This is a genomic window from Citrobacter sp. On2M, from assembly GCF_018035235.1.
GTDB lineage: Bacteria > Pseudomonadota > Gammaproteobacteria > Enterobacterales > Enterobacteriaceae > Citrobacter > Citrobacter meridianamericanus.
This window is the reverse complement of sequence record NZ_WPCV01000003.1, coordinates 160,631-175,757: the sequence shown is the minus strand read 5'-3', so window position 1 is coordinate 175,757 and position 15,127 is coordinate 160,631. Positions and strand designations below refer to the sequence as shown.

The 15,127-nt window shown below is 52.9% G+C and carries 15 protein-coding genes; 5 read left to right on the top strand and 10 right to left on the bottom strand.

Annotated elements, in window-relative coordinates; genetic code table 11:
• Positions 1-174: 174 nt before the first annotated feature.
• The 3 genes from sbcD (at position 175) to araJ (ending at position 5,882) form a co-directional block, all read left to right on the top strand.
• Positions 175-1,377: an exonuclease subunit SbcD gene (gene sbcD, locus On2M_RS09405; protein ID WP_151218599.1), complete on the top strand. Its 1,203-nt coding sequence runs from the start codon at positions 175-177 to the stop codon at positions 1,375-1,377.
• Positions 1,374-4,517 carry an exonuclease subunit SbcC gene (gene sbcC, locus On2M_RS09400; protein WP_210904707.1) on the top strand — a complete coding sequence of 1,048 codons (3,144 nt, stop codon included), beginning with the start codon at positions 1,374-1,376 and terminating at the stop codon, positions 4,515-4,517. Before sbcD ends, sbcC begins: the two co-directional genes overlap by 4 nt.
• A 192-nt stretch (positions 4,518-4,709) precedes the next feature.
• On the top strand, positions 4,710-5,882 hold the full coding sequence (araJ, locus tag On2M_RS09395) for an MFS transporter AraJ (protein ID WP_187253030.1): 1,173 nt from the start codon (positions 4,710-4,712) through the stop codon (positions 5,880-5,882).
• A gap of 7 nt (positions 5,883-5,889) precedes the next feature.
• Here araJ and mak read toward each other — a convergent pair whose 3' ends face one another.
• Positions 5,890-6,798, bottom strand: coding sequence for a fructokinase (gene mak, locus On2M_RS09390; RefSeq protein ID WP_151224844.1), 909 nt, complete (start codon positions 6,796-6,798; stop codon positions 5,890-5,892).
• 91 nt (positions 6,799-6,889) lie between these two features.
• Between mak and rdgC the strand changes: the two genes are divergently transcribed.
• On the top strand, positions 6,890-7,801 hold the full coding sequence (gene rdgC / locus On2M_RS09385; protein WP_003021479.1) for a recombination-associated protein RdgC: 912 nt from the start codon (positions 6,890-6,892) through the stop codon (positions 7,799-7,801).
• Positions 7,802-7,851: 50 nt separating this feature from the next.
• Here the strand turns inward: rdgC and ppnP are convergent, their stop codons facing one another.
• The 5 genes from ppnP to On2M_RS09360 all read right to left on the bottom strand — a co-directional run bounded on the left by ppnP (position 7,852) and on the right by On2M_RS09360 (position 10,536).
• Complete coding sequence (gene ppnP, locus On2M_RS09380; protein WP_151218596.1) at positions 7,852-8,136, bottom strand: pyrimidine/purine nucleoside phosphorylase; 285 nt, start codon at positions 8,134-8,136, stop codon at positions 7,852-7,854.
• A gap of 71 nt (positions 8,137-8,207) precedes the next feature.
• The gene (locus On2M_RS09375) at positions 8,208-8,885 is read right to left on the bottom strand and encodes an AroM family protein (protein WP_151218595.1); all 678 of its coding nucleotides are present in this window, start codon (positions 8,883-8,885) and stop codon (positions 8,208-8,210) included.
• A 246-nt stretch (positions 8,886-9,131) separates the two neighbouring features.
• Positions 9,132-9,323 carry a protein YaiA gene (gene yaiA, locus On2M_RS09370; RefSeq protein WP_151218594.1) on the bottom strand — a complete coding sequence of 64 codons (192 nt, stop codon included), beginning with the start codon at positions 9,321-9,323 and terminating at the stop codon, positions 9,132-9,134.
• 26 nt (positions 9,324-9,349) lie between these two features.
• Entirely contained in the window at positions 9,350-9,895 is a 546-nt protein-coding gene (gene aroL / locus On2M_RS09365) for a shikimate kinase AroL (RefSeq protein ID WP_151218593.1), read from the bottom strand.
• A gap of 185 nt (positions 9,896-10,080) precedes the next feature.
• The gene (locus tag On2M_RS09360) at positions 10,081-10,536 is read right to left on the bottom strand and encodes a YaiI/YqxD family protein (protein ID WP_151218592.1); all 456 of its coding nucleotides are present in this window, start codon (positions 10,534-10,536) and stop codon (positions 10,081-10,083) included.
• 187 nt (positions 10,537-10,723) lie between these two features.
• Here On2M_RS09360 and proC point away from each other — a divergent pair, with 187 nt between their 5' ends.
• Positions 10,724-11,533 carry a pyrroline-5-carboxylate reductase gene (gene proC / locus On2M_RS09355; RefSeq protein ID WP_151218591.1) on the top strand — a complete coding sequence of 270 codons (810 nt, stop codon included), beginning with the start codon at positions 10,724-10,726 and terminating at the stop codon, positions 11,531-11,533.
• A 17-nt stretch (positions 11,534-11,550) separates the two neighbouring features.
• Here proC and adrA read toward each other — a convergent pair whose 3' ends face one another.
• The 4 genes from adrA to On2M_RS09335 all read right to left on the bottom strand — a co-directional run bounded on the left by adrA (position 11,551) and on the right by On2M_RS09335 (position 14,938).
• Positions 11,551-12,666 carry a diguanylate cyclase AdrA gene (gene adrA, locus On2M_RS09350; RefSeq protein ID WP_187259458.1) on the bottom strand — a complete coding sequence of 372 codons (1,116 nt, stop codon included), beginning with the start codon at positions 12,664-12,666 and terminating at the stop codon, positions 11,551-11,553.
• Between the two features lie 91 nt (positions 12,667-12,757).
• Complete coding sequence (psiF, locus tag On2M_RS09345) at positions 12,758-13,078, bottom strand: phosphate starvation-inducible protein PsiF (RefSeq protein ID WP_003830956.1); 321 nt, start codon at positions 13,076-13,078, stop codon at positions 12,758-12,760.
• A gap of 97 nt (positions 13,079-13,175) precedes the next feature.
• Entirely contained in the window at positions 13,176-14,591 is a 1,416-nt protein-coding gene (gene phoA / locus On2M_RS09340; protein WP_187259354.1) for an alkaline phosphatase, read from the bottom strand.
• A 104-nt stretch (positions 14,592-14,695) separates the two neighbouring features.
• Positions 14,696-14,938, bottom strand: coding sequence for a sigma-S stabilization anti-adapter protein IraP (locus tag On2M_RS09335; RefSeq protein WP_210904706.1), 243 nt, complete (start codon positions 14,936-14,938; stop codon positions 14,696-14,698).
• Positions 14,939-15,127: the final 189 nt, after the last annotated feature.

The window sequence follows — 15,127 nt, the reverse complement described above, 5'->3', positions numbered from 1 at the left end:
GCTTGTCATCATCAGTATCAATACGGCGTCATTATGCGTCAGATTTATGACAGATTTATGAAAAGATCATCCAGGTTTAACGCAGGCCATTGAATTATGACAGCCCGGAGACAAGATATTCTCTCCCATGCAGGGTTATAATCCCCGCCATTGTTTTATCGTCATGGAACTCTTATGCGCATCCTTCACACGTCTGACTGGCATCTGGGCCAAAATTTCTACAGCAAGAGCCGCGCCGCTGAACATCAGGCCTTTCTCGACTGGCTGCTGGAAACGGCACAATCCCATCAGGTGGATGCCATTATTGTGGCAGGCGATATTTTTGATACCGGCTCACCGCCAAGCTATGCCCGTGAGCTGTATAACCGTTTTGTCGTTAATCTGCAGCAAACCGGCTGTCATCTGGTGGTACTGGCAGGCAACCACGACTCCGTCGCCACACTCAATGAGTCCCGCGATATTCTGGCGTTTCTCAACACCACAGTCGTTGCCAGCGCCGGTCATGCGCCGCAGGTTCTGCTGCAACGTGACGGCACGCCGGGGGCGATCCTGTGCCCGGTTCCTTTCTTACGTCCGCGCGACATCATAACCAGCCAGGCGGGGCTGACCGGACAAGAGAAACAGCAGCATTTGCTGTCAGCCATCACCGACTATTACCAGCAGCAGTATCAGGACGCCTGCACGCTACGTGGTGACCAGAATCTGCCCATCATTGCGACCGGGCATTTGACCACTGTCGGCGCCAGTAAAAGTGACGCCGTCCGTGAGATTTATATCGGTACGCTGGACGCCTTCCCGGCGCAAAACTTCCCTCCGGCGGACTACATCGCGCTGGGCCATATTCACCGGGCGCAGGTTATTGGTGGCACAGAGCATATTCGCTACTGCGGCTCGCCGATTGCGCTCAGTTTTGACGAGTGCGGCAAAAACAAATGCGTGCATCTGGTGAGCTTTGATGCCGGGAAACTCAGCGCCGTTGAAAATATCACCGTACCGATCACGCAGCAACTTGCGGTACTGAAAGGCGATCTAGCCGCCATAACCGCCCAGCTTGAACAGTGGCGCAACGTACAGCAAGAGCCGCCGGTGTGGCTGGATATTGAAATTACCACCGATGACTATCTGCATGATATGCAGCGTAAAATCCAGGCCTTGACCGAAGATTTACCGGTAGAGGTGTTACTGGTGCGCCGCAGTCGGGAACAGCGCGAACGTATTATGGCCAATGAACGTCGTGAAACATTAAGCGAGCTGAGCGTGGCGGAGGTTTTTGACCGCCGCCTGGCGCTGGAAGAACTCGAAGAACCGCAGCGCGAGCGGCTTAATCAGCTGTTTAGCGCAACCGTACAGACGCTTGCGGGGGAGGCTGAAGCATGAAAATACTCAGCCTGCGCCTGAAAAATCTCAACTCCCTGAAGGGAGAATGGAAAGTCGATTTCACGGCAGAACCTTTTGCCAGCAACGGGCTGTTCGCCATCACCGGGCCCACGGGCGCGGGAAAAACCACCCTGCTGGACGCAATTTGCCTTGCGCTGTACCACGAAACGCCTCGCCTGAATACCGTGTCACAGTCGCAAAACGACCTGATGACCCGCGACACCGCAGAGTGTCTGGCCGAGGTGGAATTTGAGGTGCGAGGCGAAGCCTACCGCGCATTCTGGAGCCAGAACCGGGCGCGTAATCAGCCAGAGGGCAATCTGCAGGTTCCGCGCGTAGAGCTGGCCCGCTGCGCCGACGGAAAAATCCTCGCCGATAAAGTCAAAGACAAACTGGAGATGACCGCCGAGCTTACCGGGCTGGATTACGGCCGTTTTACCCGCTCGATGCTGCTGTCACAGGGGCAGTTTGCCGCATTTCTCAATGCCAAACCGAAAGAGCGCGCCGAACTGCTGGAAGAGCTGACCGGCACCGAGATCTACGGACAGATTTCGGCGATGGTATTTGAAAAGCACAAATCAGCGCGCACGGAGCTGGAAAAACTGCAGGCCCAGGCCAGCGGCGTGGCGCTGTTAGCGCCAGAGCAGGTACAGTCCCTGACGGAAAGTTTGCAGGCACTTACTGACGAAGAAAAACAATACCTTACCAGCCAGCAAGCCCAGCAACAGCACCTCAACTGGCTCATTCGGCAAAATGAGCTACAGGCGGATTTAAACCGTCACCAGCAGGCATTACAGGCAGTGCTTCAGGCGCAAGAAGATGCGCAGCCGCAGCTGGCAGTACTGAGCCTGGCACTGCCAGCCAGAGCGTTACGTCCGCACTGGGAGCGAATCCAGGAACAAACGGCTACTATTGACCGCACAAGACAGAAGATTCAGGAAGTAAATGCTCGCTTACAAAGCAGCTTAGCGCTGCGCGGTCGTATTCGTCAGCAGGCGCAAACGCAGTCAGCCGCCATGCTCGCCGGACAACAAACGTTAACCGACTGGCTGAAGGAGCATGAAAACTTCCGCTTATGGAGTAGCGAACTGGCAGGATGGAAAGCGCTTCTGGCCCAGCAGTCCGACGCCAGAACCCAACTGCGCCAGTGGCAGCAGCTACGGGAGAACGATACGCGCAAGCTCGATGCGCTGACGCAACCCTCGCTGACTCTTTCGCCGCAAGAGGTAGCGACGGCGCTGGCGCAGCATGCGCAGCTTCGCCCATTACGCCAGCGGTTGAGCAATCTGCACGGGCAAATTGCACCGAAGCAAAAGCAACTGGCGCAGTTACGCACCACGCTTGTGCAGCGTCAGCAAGAGCTGACGCAACGTAACGTGGTATTAGCCGAAAAACGTCAGCGCTATAAAGATAAAAATCAGCAACTTACTGATGTGAGAGTCATTTGCGAGCAAGAAGCCCGCATCAAAGATCTGGAAAGCCAACGGGCATTGTTGCAATCCGGCATGCCTTGCCCGCTTTGCGGCTCGACCGCTCATCCGGCAATTGAACGCTATCACACGCTCGAACTGAGCGTGAATCAGACGCGACGTGAAGCACTGGAAAAAGAGGTCAAGGCGCTGGCCGATGAAGGGTCAACGCTACGCGGTCAGCTCGAAGCAATAACTCAGCAGCTTCAGCGAGATGAACGCGAAGTACAGACGCTTTCTCAGGAGGAGCAAGCGCTTACTTTGGAATGGCAGACGGTCACCGCCAGCCTCAACATAACGCTGCAACCTCAAGATGATATCGTCCCATGGCTTGCCGCTCAGGAAGAACACGAGCAGCAGCTTCACCAGCTGAGCCTGCGTCATACCTTGCAGGCGCAAATCACCGCGCATACGGAACAGATTACTCAGCTCCAGCAACATATTGACCAGCGACAGGCGACGCTAACCACCGAGCTGGCACGCCATGGTCTTGTCCTGCCTGCCGAGGATGACGTCGCCTCATGGCTGAGCGAACGGGCGAACGAAGCGCAAATTTGGCAACAGCGCCAGAACGAACTGGCCGCTTTACAGGCCCAAATAGCCCAGCTTGCTCCGCTGCTGGAAACACTGCCAGAAACCGAGGCGCTATCTGAAAGCACTGAGGATCTGTCGCTGGAAAACTGGCGGCAGGTGCACGACGATTGCCTCTCTTTAAAGGGACAGTGGCAAACGTTGCAACAGCAGGAGGCGCAGGACGTTCAGCGCGCTGCGGAAATCCAGGCACAGTTTGATGCCGCATTGCAGGCCAGCATCTTTGCCGATCGCGACGCCTTTATTGCCGCCCTGCTGGACGAAGAGACCTTTAACCGCCTGGAGCAGTTAAAGCAATCACTGGAAGGCCAGCGACAGCAGGCGCAAACGCTGCTTAATCAGGCCCAGCAAGCGCTGGCGGCTCATCAACAGCAGCAACCAACAGAAGTGGATCTCACGCTGACGGCGCAGCATCTGCACGACGCGCTGGCGCAGCTCACCCAGCAGTTACGGGATAACACCACGCGTCAGGGTGAAATTCGCCAGCAGCTCAAACAGGATGCAGACAACCGCCAACAGCAGCAGACGCTGATGCTGGAGATTGAAAGGGTCGCACAACAGGTCGAAGACTGGGGCTATCTGAATGCCCTGATCGGCTCAAAAGAGGGGGATAAATTCCGCAAGTTCGCCCAGGGGCTAACGCTGGATAATCTGGTCTGGCTTGCCAACAACCAGCTAACCCGTCTTCACGGCCGCTATCTGTTACAGCGCAAGGCCAGCGAAGCGCTGGAGCTGGAAGTGGTAGATACCTGGCAGGCCGATGCGGTACGTGACACGCGTACGCTTTCAGGCGGTGAGAGCTTCCTCGTCAGTCTGGCGCTGGCGCTGGCGTTGTCCGATCTGGTAAGCCACAAAACGCGAATTGACTCCCTGTTCCTCGACGAAGGTTTCGGCACGCTGGATAGCGAAACGCTGGATACCGCTCTTGACGCGCTGGATGCACTCAACGCCACCGGCAAGACTATTGGCGTCATCAGCCACGTTGAAGCGATGAAAGAACGTATACCGGTGCAAATCAAAGTTAAAAAAATCAACGGACTGGGCTACAGCAAGCTCGACAAGATTTTTGCGGTGGAGTAATCGACCCGCGGATATGATTTCACAGGCTGGATAAGCGCCAGCGCTATCCAGCACGCTATGTAGCACAATATTGCATACTCAGGGACGGATATGAAATGGCATTCCACTTCGCTTATCCGCAAGCTATCCCGATTGGCAGCGAACGTTCGCCGCTATGGCGCAAATCCTGCGTCTTTCTTGTTGGCAGGTGGTATGAAAAAAGTCATTTTCTCTTTAGCGTTGGGAACATTTGGGCTGGGCATGGCCGAGTTTGGTATCATGGGTGTCCTCACTGAGCTGGCGCGGGACGTGGGAATTTCCATTCCTGCCGCTGGCCATATGATTTCGTTTTACGCCTTTGGCGTGGTGCTGGGCGCGCCCATTATTGCGCTCTTTTCCAATCGCTTTTCGCTCAAGCATATTTTGCTGTTTCTGGTCACACTGTGCGTAATTGGCAACGCCATCTTCACCCTCTCTTCCTCGTATTTTATGCTGGCGGTGGGCAGGCTGGTTTCCGGCTTCCCACATGGCGCATTTTTTGGCGTTGGCGCTATTATCCTGTCGAAGCTGGCTCGTCCGGGAAAAGTCACCGCCGCCGTCGCGGGCATGATTTCGGGAATGACCGTTGCTAATCTGATTGGCATTCCCGTTGGCACCTGGTTGAGTCAGGAATTTAGCTGGCGCTACACGTTTCTGCTGATCGCCGTTTTTAATATCGCGGTGATAGTCTCGGTCGCGTTTTGGGTACCCAACATCAGCGATGAAGCAAAAGGGAAACTGCGCGAGCAATTTCACTTCTTAAAAAACCCCGCCCCGTGGCTCATCTTTTCCGCCACCATGTTTGGTAACGCCGGGGTTTTCGCCTGGTTCAGCTACGTCAAACCGTACATGATGTACATCTCCGGCTTCCCCGAGGCGCTAATGACTTTCATCATGATGCTGGTGGGATTGGGAATGGTGTTGGGAAATCTGCTAAGCGGTAGGTTGTCTGGCCGCTATACGCCGCTGCGAATTGCGGTAATAACCGACTTCGTCATTGTGCTGGCTTTGCTGTTGCTCTTTGCTTTTGGCGGGATCAAAGCCGCGTCGCTGACCTTCGCTTTCATTTGCTGCGCGGGTCTGTTTGCCCTGTCGGCACCGCTGCAAATTTTGCTGCTGCAAAATGCTAAAGGGGGCGAGCTACTGGGTGCTGCTGGGGGGCAAATTGCCTTTAATCTCGGCAGCGCGATTGGCGCGTACTGCGGGGGCATGATGCTGACGCTGGGATTTGCCTACAACTACGTGACGCTGCCGGCGGCACTGCTGTCGTTTTCTGCGATGTCGTCGCTGCTGCTCTATGGTCGCCTGAAGCGCGGCGTGCAACAACAGGTTGCACCCGCGACATAGAAACCGTTTATATATGCGGCCACAGCCAGGCTGCGCCGCGTACACCGCTGGAGTCACCGTGCAACGCCTTGCGTACAGGCGTTTCACACTCGCCGCCAAAAACAAATTGCTTCATCAACGTCGGAACGGTTTGATACAACCTGTCGACATTGCTCATTCCGCCGCCCAGCACAATGACGTCTGGATCAAGAATATTCACTACATGCGCCAATGATTTCGCCAGGCGAAGCTCATAACGACTTAGCGCCTGCTCTGCCAGCGCATCCCGCACATTAACAAGGTTGATAATTTCACTACCCTTGAGCGGATTACCACTCAGACGCTGGTAATCGGTGGCAAAACCGGTCCCGGAGATGAAGGTTTCAATGCAGCCTTGCTTGCCGCAATAACAAGGTACTTCCTGCCGATAACGCAGCTCATCTTCGTCCATCCACGGCAGTGGGTTATGTCCCCACTCGCCCGCAGTACCGTTGCCGCCCGTGTGCGCCCGGCCGTTCAGCGCCACGCCTGCACCACATCCGGTGCCAATAATCACCGCAAACACGGTTTGCGCCCCCGCCGCTGCGCCATCCACCGCTTCAGAAACCGCCAGGCAGTTGGCATCATTTGCCAGCCGCACTTCGCGGTTAAGACGCGCACTTAAGTCTTTGTCAAAAGGCTGCCCGTTAAGCCAGGTCGAGTTGGCATTCTTCACTACTCTGGTGTAGGGCGATATTGAACCGGGAATGCCCATCCCTACGCTTCCCGTCTGCCCGGTGGCTTTTTCCGCCATCTCCACCAGCGCGGCGATGGTTTCTATCGTTTGCCGATAATCATCACGCGGCGTAGGCAGGCGATGGCGAAAAAGCTGTTCGCCCGCATCGCCAAGCGCGATAACTTCCGTTTTTGTACCGCCCAAATCGATACCTATACGCACTGTTTGCTCCTCTTCCCGATTAACAATGCAAGCATAGCGACAATTCGCTATCATGCCCGCTGGATTTAACGACAAGGCCGTGGAAATTATCATGCTGTGGTTCAAAAATTTAATGGTTTACCGTCTTAGCCGCGATGTTTCTTTGCGTGCCGAAGAGATGGAAAAACAGCTGGCATCAATGACGTTCACCCCTTGCGGTAGCCAGGATATGGCAAAAATGGGCTGGGTTCCGCCGATGGGATCGCACAGTGATGCATTAACGCATACCGCCAATGGCCAAATTATTATCTGCGCCCGCAAAGAAGAAAAAATTCTGCCGTCGCCGGTTATCAAACAGGCGCTGGAAGCCAAAATATTCAAACTGGAAGCTGAGCAAGGTCGCAAACTCAAGAAGACTGAAAAAGACTCGCTGAAAGATGAAGTTCTGCACTCATTGCTGCCGCGCGCCTTTAGCCGCTTCAGCCAGACAATGATGTGGATCGACACCGTCAACGATCTGATCATGGTCGACTGTGCGAGCGCGAAGAAAGCGGAAGATACGCTGGCGCTACTGCGTAAGAGCCTCGGTTCGCTGCCGGTCGTTCCGCTGACGATGGAAAACCCTATTGAGCTGACGCTGACTGAATGGGTTCGCTCCGGCACAACGGCACAAGGATTCCAGTTGCTGGACGAAGCCGAACTGAAAGCGATCCTTGAAGACGGCGGCGTGATCCGCGCGAAAAAACAGGATCTGGTCTGCGACGAAATCGCCGTGCATATCGAAGCAGGCAAACTGGTCACCAAACTGGCCCTCGACTGGCAGCAGCGCATTCAGTTCGTTATGTGTGATGACGGCTCCATTAAGCGTCTGAAGTTTAGCGACGAGCTGCGCGATCAGAACGAAGATATCGACCGCGAAGATTATGCTCAGCGTTTTGACGCCGATTTCATCCTGATGACGGGTGAACTGGCTGCTCTGATTAAAAGTCTGGTGGAAGGATTAGGCGGCGAAGCACAGCGCTAAGCCGTATTTACCGAATGGCGGCTCAGTGTCGCCATTCGTTATTTTTACGCTTACAGATAGCGGCAAAGATAGGACGTTGGTTCTGCCACCTGCAGATGAAACTCGCTGTTGCCCGGTACGTTAAACACGTCCCCTGTGGCATACACCTTCCACTCTGTTTCCCCTGGCAGCAACACGTTCAGTGCGCCACTGACGACCGTCATCTCTTCAGGCGCCGCAGTACCAAAGGTATATTCACCTTCAGCCATTACGCCAACACTGGCGCGGCCAGTACTGCTGCTGGTAAAACCGATCGATTTTACTTTGCCGGAAAAGTATTCATTACTTTGAAGCATACAACTGGCCCTGTCTCGTGATTAAGTTAACAACCAATATAGGGGGCTGACGTTCCACCTGTCACGCAAAATTACGTCAATAATTCCGAAGCCAGTCGGGCAATTAGCACATTGGACAGAAGTACCGGGACATCCAGCGATTTTTGCAGTAGATCACGGTGGCGTTGATTAAACCCAAGGCAATCCAGCATGATCACATCCGCACCTTGCTCCAGCAGTTCTTTCCCCGCATCAATCAATTGTTCTTCGCTACCGTCGATCGGATTTGCCACGGCATACACTGGCGGCGTTTGTAGCACCTGCCATTTTTGCGTCTGGGCTTTGAGTAATTCGGTGACGGGGACAATCACCCCAACCTGATGCCCATCAACAATCGAGGCCACCAGTGGCGGGATAATCCGTAACGGCTCCAGCAAAATGCTATTGCGTGCGGTCAGACGAGCGATTGAGGCGGTACTCATCAGCAGGATAACGTCAAAGCCCTGGTTATCCAGCACCTCTACAATGCTTTGCAGGGAGCGCTCCACCTTCTGACGTGAGACATGTGCAAGTTGATGGTCACTGAGCAACGTTAATAATAGCTCGTCACCGGGCGAAACCCCGTATTCAGCCATCACATCTTCTCGCCGCATCTGCCCCAGCAGGCTGTGGTGAGTAATGTGCTGTTCATCGATATATTCCGTCAGGAGCGGTAACACCTCACACATTGGCACCACGCCAATCGTGAGGATAGCCAACGACGTACTCATTTGTTGCTCCACCGTCTTCTTACTTTGCTGTGAAATCCCGGACAATTGCCGGGCGCTGACCTGCACTATAAATGCTCAAAAGCGTAGCAGTAGATCGGCGGTGTATTGTGTAAAGATTCCAAATCATTCCAGTACTGGATTGTTATTGTTTAATTTTCAATTTTGACTGTACACGGCGAAATTTAAAAAAATGTGATGCACGCCCGTACTGGCACTTTTAAGACACGTGCCCGGGCGGTGCTTATATCAGGTTTTATTGGGGTCTTCGTAGCGCTTTTTGGCATCCATGGCTTCCTGCGCAGAAGGGTGCTCACTGATCAACGAATTCGGTTTAGGGTGATCGGCTCGAAGTTGATACCAGGTTACCGTCTGGCCTGGCGTCCCTTTTTCAACCGTAACAATGGTCGCTTGACGTGGGTAAGGTGGTTTTGTCGGCATAGTTCTTCCTTTTCACTGGATGAACACTAAGTATAGACACCGCCCTGTAACCGTGGTGCTGCCTGCGCCAGTATCCCAAGAATGTCTTCCACCACCTGCGCAGGTTCATTGGTGGCATCAACGATATAGTGCGCTACCTCACGATACAAAACATCGCGCTGGGCGAGAACCTCCTGCACTTCCTCAGTCAGAGGTTTACCGGTTAAGGTTGGACGCAAGCCCTCTTCAGGCGTGGCCTCCAGACGATCGACCAGTACCGATACCGATGCGCTTAAATAGATAACCACGCCGTGGCTGCGCATGTAGTGACGATTAAATTCGGTAAGAATAATGCCGCCGCCGGTCGCAATAACCGTTGCCGGGGCTGTGACGGCCTGCAGCGCGGTCGTCTCCTGGGCACGAAACCCTTCCCATCCTTCTCTTTCAACGATCTCCGCCACGGTCATCTGCACGTGCGATTGCAACCAGCGATCGGTATCGACAAACTGGAAATCGATAGCCTTCGCCAGCGCCATACCGGTAGTTGTCTTACCACACCCCCGGGGGCCAACAAGAAATAGAGGTTGCGTCATCACAGAAATTCCCCAGAGAACCGCAAACGAGCGGGATCTGATGCGGTTAAAGATCTAATCATATCATCAAACTAGTACATCACCAATTCGTAAAGATTAAATTACAGATAGAGTGGCGATACCTATTAAAACCCACTATAACAAGAATTCACAACGAATGTAGTGTAAATAATAAATTACACATTTTATTTTCTCCGCTGTACTTCCAGCCACCACTTATCAAGTTCAGCCGCAAAATGCTGCCTGTCACGAGGGGAAAGGCTGTCTGGTCCCCCGGTCTGAATACCGCTGGCGCGTAGCGTATCCATAAAATCACGCATCATCAGACGCTCACGGATCGTGGCTACGGTATAACGTTCGCCGCGTGGATTAAGCGCCGCCGCACCTTTTTCAATCACTTCTGCCGCCAACGGGATATCCGCCGTGATCACTAAATCACCGGCGCTACACTGGCGCACAATCTCGTTATCCGCCACGTCAAATCCGGGGGGAACGCGTAGTGTACGGATAAGACGCGAAGCAGGGACGCGCAGGCTTTGGTTCGCTACCAAAATAAGCGGCATTTGCATGCGCTCTGAAGCGCGGTACAAAATGTCTTTGATCACATTCGGACACGCATCGGCATCCACCCATATTGTCATAACCTCTCCCACTGATGTGCAATCGCACATTGTCGCGTGCTTTTACTTTCAGGCAAAGTGCTGTTTATCCTTCTGCACATATTCTTTCCGCGCTAGACTTAGCTTTCCCCGGTTTACCTTAAATAATTCAAGTTACTTGAAGTAATTAGGGTATAAAACAATGAATATCATCCATAGGGAGTGACAAATGGACAAGAAAATTGGTTTTATCGGCTGCGGTAATATGGGCAAAGCGATACTTGGCGGCATGATCGCCAGCGGCCAGGTTCTCCCCGGCCAAATCTGGGTCTATACTCCCTCCCCCGATAAAGTCGCTGCGTTGCACGACCAGTACGGTATTAATGCGGCGCAGTCTGCACAAGAAGTCGCACAAATCGCCGATATCGTATTTGGGGCCGTAAAACCAGGCATCATGATTAAGGTGCTGAGCGAAATTACCTCCAGCCTGAACAAAGACTCTCTGGTCGTCTCAATTGCCGCAGGCGTCACCCTCGATCAACTCGCCCGTGCGCTGGGCCATGACCGTAAAATCATTCGCGCGATGCCAAACACGCCGTCTCTGGTGAACGCGGGAATGACCTCCGTCACACCGAACGCTTTAGTCACGCCGGAAGATACGGCCGACGTGCTGAATATCTTCCGCTGCTTTGGCGAAGCAGAAGTCATTGCGGAGGCAATGATTCACCCGGTTGTTGGCGTCAGCGGTTCAGCACCGGCCTATGTCTTTATGTTTATCGAAGCAATGGCGGACGCCGCCGTACAAGGCGGCATGCCTCGCGCACAGGCTTATAAATTCGCGGCACAAGCGGTAATGGGTTCGGCGAAGATGGTGCTGGAAACGGGTAAACATCCCGGAGAGCTGAAAGATATGGTGTGCTCGCCTGGTGGAACCACCATTGAAGCGGTACGCGTCCTTGAAGAACGCGGTTTCCGTTCAGCAGTGATCGAAGCGATGATTAAGTGCATGGAACAGTCTGAAAAACTCAGCCGCTCCTGAGTCAACACCTCCGGACGTCAGGCCGCCGCTTCAGTGCGGTTACGTCCGGAATTCTTTGCTTTGTAAAGAGCCATATCCGCCGACTTTAACCATTCCCGATAATGCTCGGTTTCTGAGGTCAGCGGCGCAACGCCCACGCTAATACGCAGGGCAACCTGTGGCGCGCAGGATAAACGCAAGTGGCTAAGTCGTTCGTGCACACGAGACATCGCTGCTATCGCGCTGGTTGCCGGCGTACCACACATAATCACTGCAAATTCATCACCACCAAAGCGCCCTATCACATCGCTACCGCGTAAGGTCATTTGCAACTGGCGGGTCAGCGCGACAATCGCCTGGTCCCCAACGTCATGACCCCAGGTATCATTAATGCTTTTGAAATGGTCAATATCGATAATCAGTAACGTGGCGTCACGCTGGTAGCGGCGACAATTATCAAATTCATTACGCAGTAACAGCTCCCAATGACGACGGTTATACACTCCGGTCATGCCATCTCGCGTACTCATCACCTGTAAGCGGCGCTTATGCTCCGCCAGTTTGATGACCGTTTGATAACTTACCCAGGCAAAAATCAGCGGATAGATCACCAGCACCGGCAGCGTCAATAGCACGCTAAGTTGAGTACTGCTAAACGCGACGGAGATATCGGTTAACTGTAACGTCACCAGGCATGAAACCACCATCAAAACAGCGCCTGCAATGAATATTCGCATCCCCCCTGCACCCATCAGGTTGATGCAGGTAATCATCAGCAGCGCCGTGGATGGCAACAGATTCACTCCCATAATTCCTATCCACATACCGGCAAGAATGGCATCAGCTTTTAAGTTGGTAAATTCACTATGCAGAGGATCGTCAGCTTTGCTTGCCAGCTGCCAGGCCAGATGCGGCCAGACAAACGCCCATCCCACCAGTAACAGCCACCAGCCACCGGTAATGGGCTGAGTAACGAGTACCGACGCGATAGATAAAAACATTCCCCCCAATCCCACCGCTCGCGGCAGCCTGATCCGTCGGGCGAATCGCAGACCGGAGCGCTGGTGGTCATTCTGATGAAGCGATAAAAACGCGTCATTCGGGACGACCTTCTTTTGATAAAAGTTTTCATCATTCATCGTATTTGGGAATATTCTGAAACAAATTTCCCAAATTATAGGAAGGGGTCTGGCGGCGGAAGTATGATATTTCGGGTGAGCGATTTTACCTGCTCACCCGTAAGTGCTACGCAGATTTTTTCAGGCAAGCGCTCATAAATTTATTACGATCATCACCTTTCAGGGACTGCTCCGTCGCCTTGACGTTGCATTCACGCATTTTCTGCTGCTGCGGCGTCAGGCTCTTTTCCTCAGGCGCAGATTTACTGTTTTTCAGGCAATCACTCATATACGTCTTACGCGCATCCCCTTTTAAGGTCTGCGCCGTTGCCTGCTGATTGCAGGTGGTCATACGTTGTTGTTGCGGGGTTAATGTCTTCTCGGCAGCACCGACGGTAGTTAAAAAAATAAGACCAAAAAGCAACGTCATTAATAATGTAATTTTCATAGCACCATCCTTTTCTGAACGACGACACACAGGTAAGTTTGGCTGCTAACGATAAAAATACCACCCGACGGCAAAAGTATTGCCGCCGGGCGTCGGGTTATTTCAGTCCTAACGCCGCTTTCATGGTGTAGAACAGGTCGGTCTGGTCGGTCAAACCAACCACATTCGCCGCATGCGGGCCGTAGGCTGCAATTCGCAGTTGGCTGCCAGTGTGCTCCTGAGATTCCTCTTCAGAGTTACCGTAGCTAATAACCATCACCGCGCCATCTTTGGTGTTCAGTGCCTGAGTCAGGCCTGGTGCTTTGGTATCCGGTGCGACAATCTGGCTGGCATGCGCGTGGTCTGCGGTTACCACTACCAGGGTGTTGCCATCTTTCTTCGCAAAGGCAAGCGCGCGCTGTACCGCTTCGTCCAGATCGACCGTTTCGCCAATCTGTCCGCATGGGTTGGCGGCGTGGTCCTGTTTATCAATTGACGCCCCTTCCACTTGCAGGAAGAAACCTTTCTCATTTTTGCTTAACAGTTCAATCGCTTTATCCGTCATCTGCGCCAGCGTCGGCACACTGTCATTACGCTTTGGATTTGGCGCACAGGTCACAACCGGTTTATCCAGATTGCCATGATAAGATGCCTTCGGTCCTTCCCAGCGTACCGGCATATTGCCGTCAGAGAACAGACCCAGCAGCGGTTTATCCTGATTAGCTTCAGTAATCGCCGCCAGCGTAGCCGCATCACTCACCAGTTGATAACCGCGGGCCTGGGCTTGTTCACGCAACGTTTTACCCTGCCATTCGCCTGCCGCTGCGGTTTCCGCAAACGTTTTTGCCCCGCCACCCAACGTAACGTCAGCCCTGGCATTGAGTAATTGTTCGGTGATTGACCCTTTGCCGCCTTTTTCCAGCGCATTAGTTGGACATTTTTCACGGGTCACGTCAGGGCCATAGCACTTACGCGAGGTCACATGAGCAACCAGCGCTGCCGGAGTCGCATCCTGCAATTCAGCGGTAGAAACGTTGCCCGTCGCCAGCCCCGCTGCTTTTGCCATTTCAAGAATTGTGGTGTGATCTTTTTCGTGGATATCCACGCCCAGAGCACCATTATAGGTTTTCACACCGGTGGTCCACGCCGTGGCGGATGCCGCAGAATCCGTCACATAATCGGGTTTGCCCGTTTTTTTATCCAGCGCATAATGCGTGTATTGTCCGGTCAACGGTAAAGCATCAATACCTTTAAAAAAGCCGCCTGCGCCTTCGGCATAATTTCGTGCTGCCGTTATTTCTGAGTCACCCATCCCATCACCAATCAATAGAATAATATTTTTGGCAGGTTTATCGTTCAGAGAATCGCGCAAAGCCGCCGTTTGATCGGCAGCCAATCGGCGGGCACCGCCCGGTGTGGTGATATCACCCTGAGCGGCACGATTATCCAGAACCGGCATAGCAGATGATTCTGCATAAATAACCGGGGTAAACAGCAAAGGTAACAGGGCAATAGCGAGTGCGCTTTGTTTCACTTTATTTTCTCCATGTATAAATACAGTAAAATTAAAACAAAGCGACTATAAGTATTTGATGTGACACTTTTATGATAATTCGTGGACGACGCGCCACAGATGACTCAAAACGCTTTTGGCACACTCTCGCCTGCGTTATGAATGCTGGTCAGAAATGCAGGCATACGGTCTACCCCAGCCACAGCATCCTCTATCTGGCGAATAAAAATTTGCCGATCGTTCCACGTCATATTACGCAGCATTTCGATGATTACCTGCTCGAGCGTTTCAACCTGCGTCGCCAGCTCTTGCGACTCTTCTTCTTTTTGGGCGAGCTTAAGTAACAACTCAGTGATGAGATTTTTCATTTGCGTATTCCCTTAACCAAATATGAGCCACGTTATCATTAAGACTCACCACTGCCTAGAGGATGAAAGTTGTATTTTTATAAAAAATAAAACATTTTGCGAAAACAATCACAACACAAAATAAGGAGGGGCGTAGTAAAGTAGAATCATTGCATATAAAAGGGTATGGGAATTAATAATAACATAGAT

Coding starts and splice junctions, on each gene's coding strand:
- sbcD (WP_151218599.1), top strand. CDS start 175: ATGCGCATCCTTCACACGTCTGACTGGCATCTGGGCCAAAATTTCTAC.
- sbcC (WP_210904707.1), top strand. CDS start 1,374: ATGAAAATACTCAGCCTGCGCCTGAAAAATCTCAACTCCCTGAAGGGA.
- araJ (WP_187253030.1), top strand. CDS start 4,710: ATGAAAAAAGTCATTTTCTCTTTAGCGTTGGGAACATTTGGGCTGGGC.
- rdgC (WP_003021479.1), top strand. CDS start 6,890: ATGCTGTGGTTCAAAAATTTAATGGTTTACCGTCTTAGCCGCGATGTT.
- ppnP (WP_151218596.1), bottom strand. CDS start 8,136: ATGCTTCAAAGTAATGAATACTTTTCCGGCAAAGTAAAATCGATCGGT.
- On2M_RS09375 (WP_151218595.1), bottom strand. CDS start 8,885: ATGAGTACGTCGTTGGCTATCCTCACGATTGGCGTGGTGCCAATGTGT.
- yaiA (WP_151218594.1), bottom strand. CDS start 9,323: ATGCCGACAAAACCACCTTACCCACGTCAAGCGACCATTGTTACGGTT.
- aroL (WP_151218593.1), bottom strand. CDS start 9,895: ATGACGCAACCTCTATTTCTTGTTGGCCCCCGGGGGTGTGGTAAGACA.
- On2M_RS09360 (WP_151218592.1), bottom strand. CDS start 10,536: ATGACAATATGGGTGGATGCCGATGCGTGTCCGAATGTGATCAAAGAC.
- proC (WP_151218591.1), top strand. CDS start 10,724: ATGGACAAGAAAATTGGTTTTATCGGCTGCGGTAATATGGGCAAAGCG.
- psiF (WP_003830956.1), bottom strand. CDS start 13,078: ATGAAAATTACATTATTAATGACGTTGCTTTTTGGTCTTATTTTTTTA.
- On2M_RS09335 (WP_210904706.1), bottom strand. CDS start 14,938: ATGAAAAATCTCATCACTGAGTTGTTACTTAAGCTCGCCCAAAAAGAA.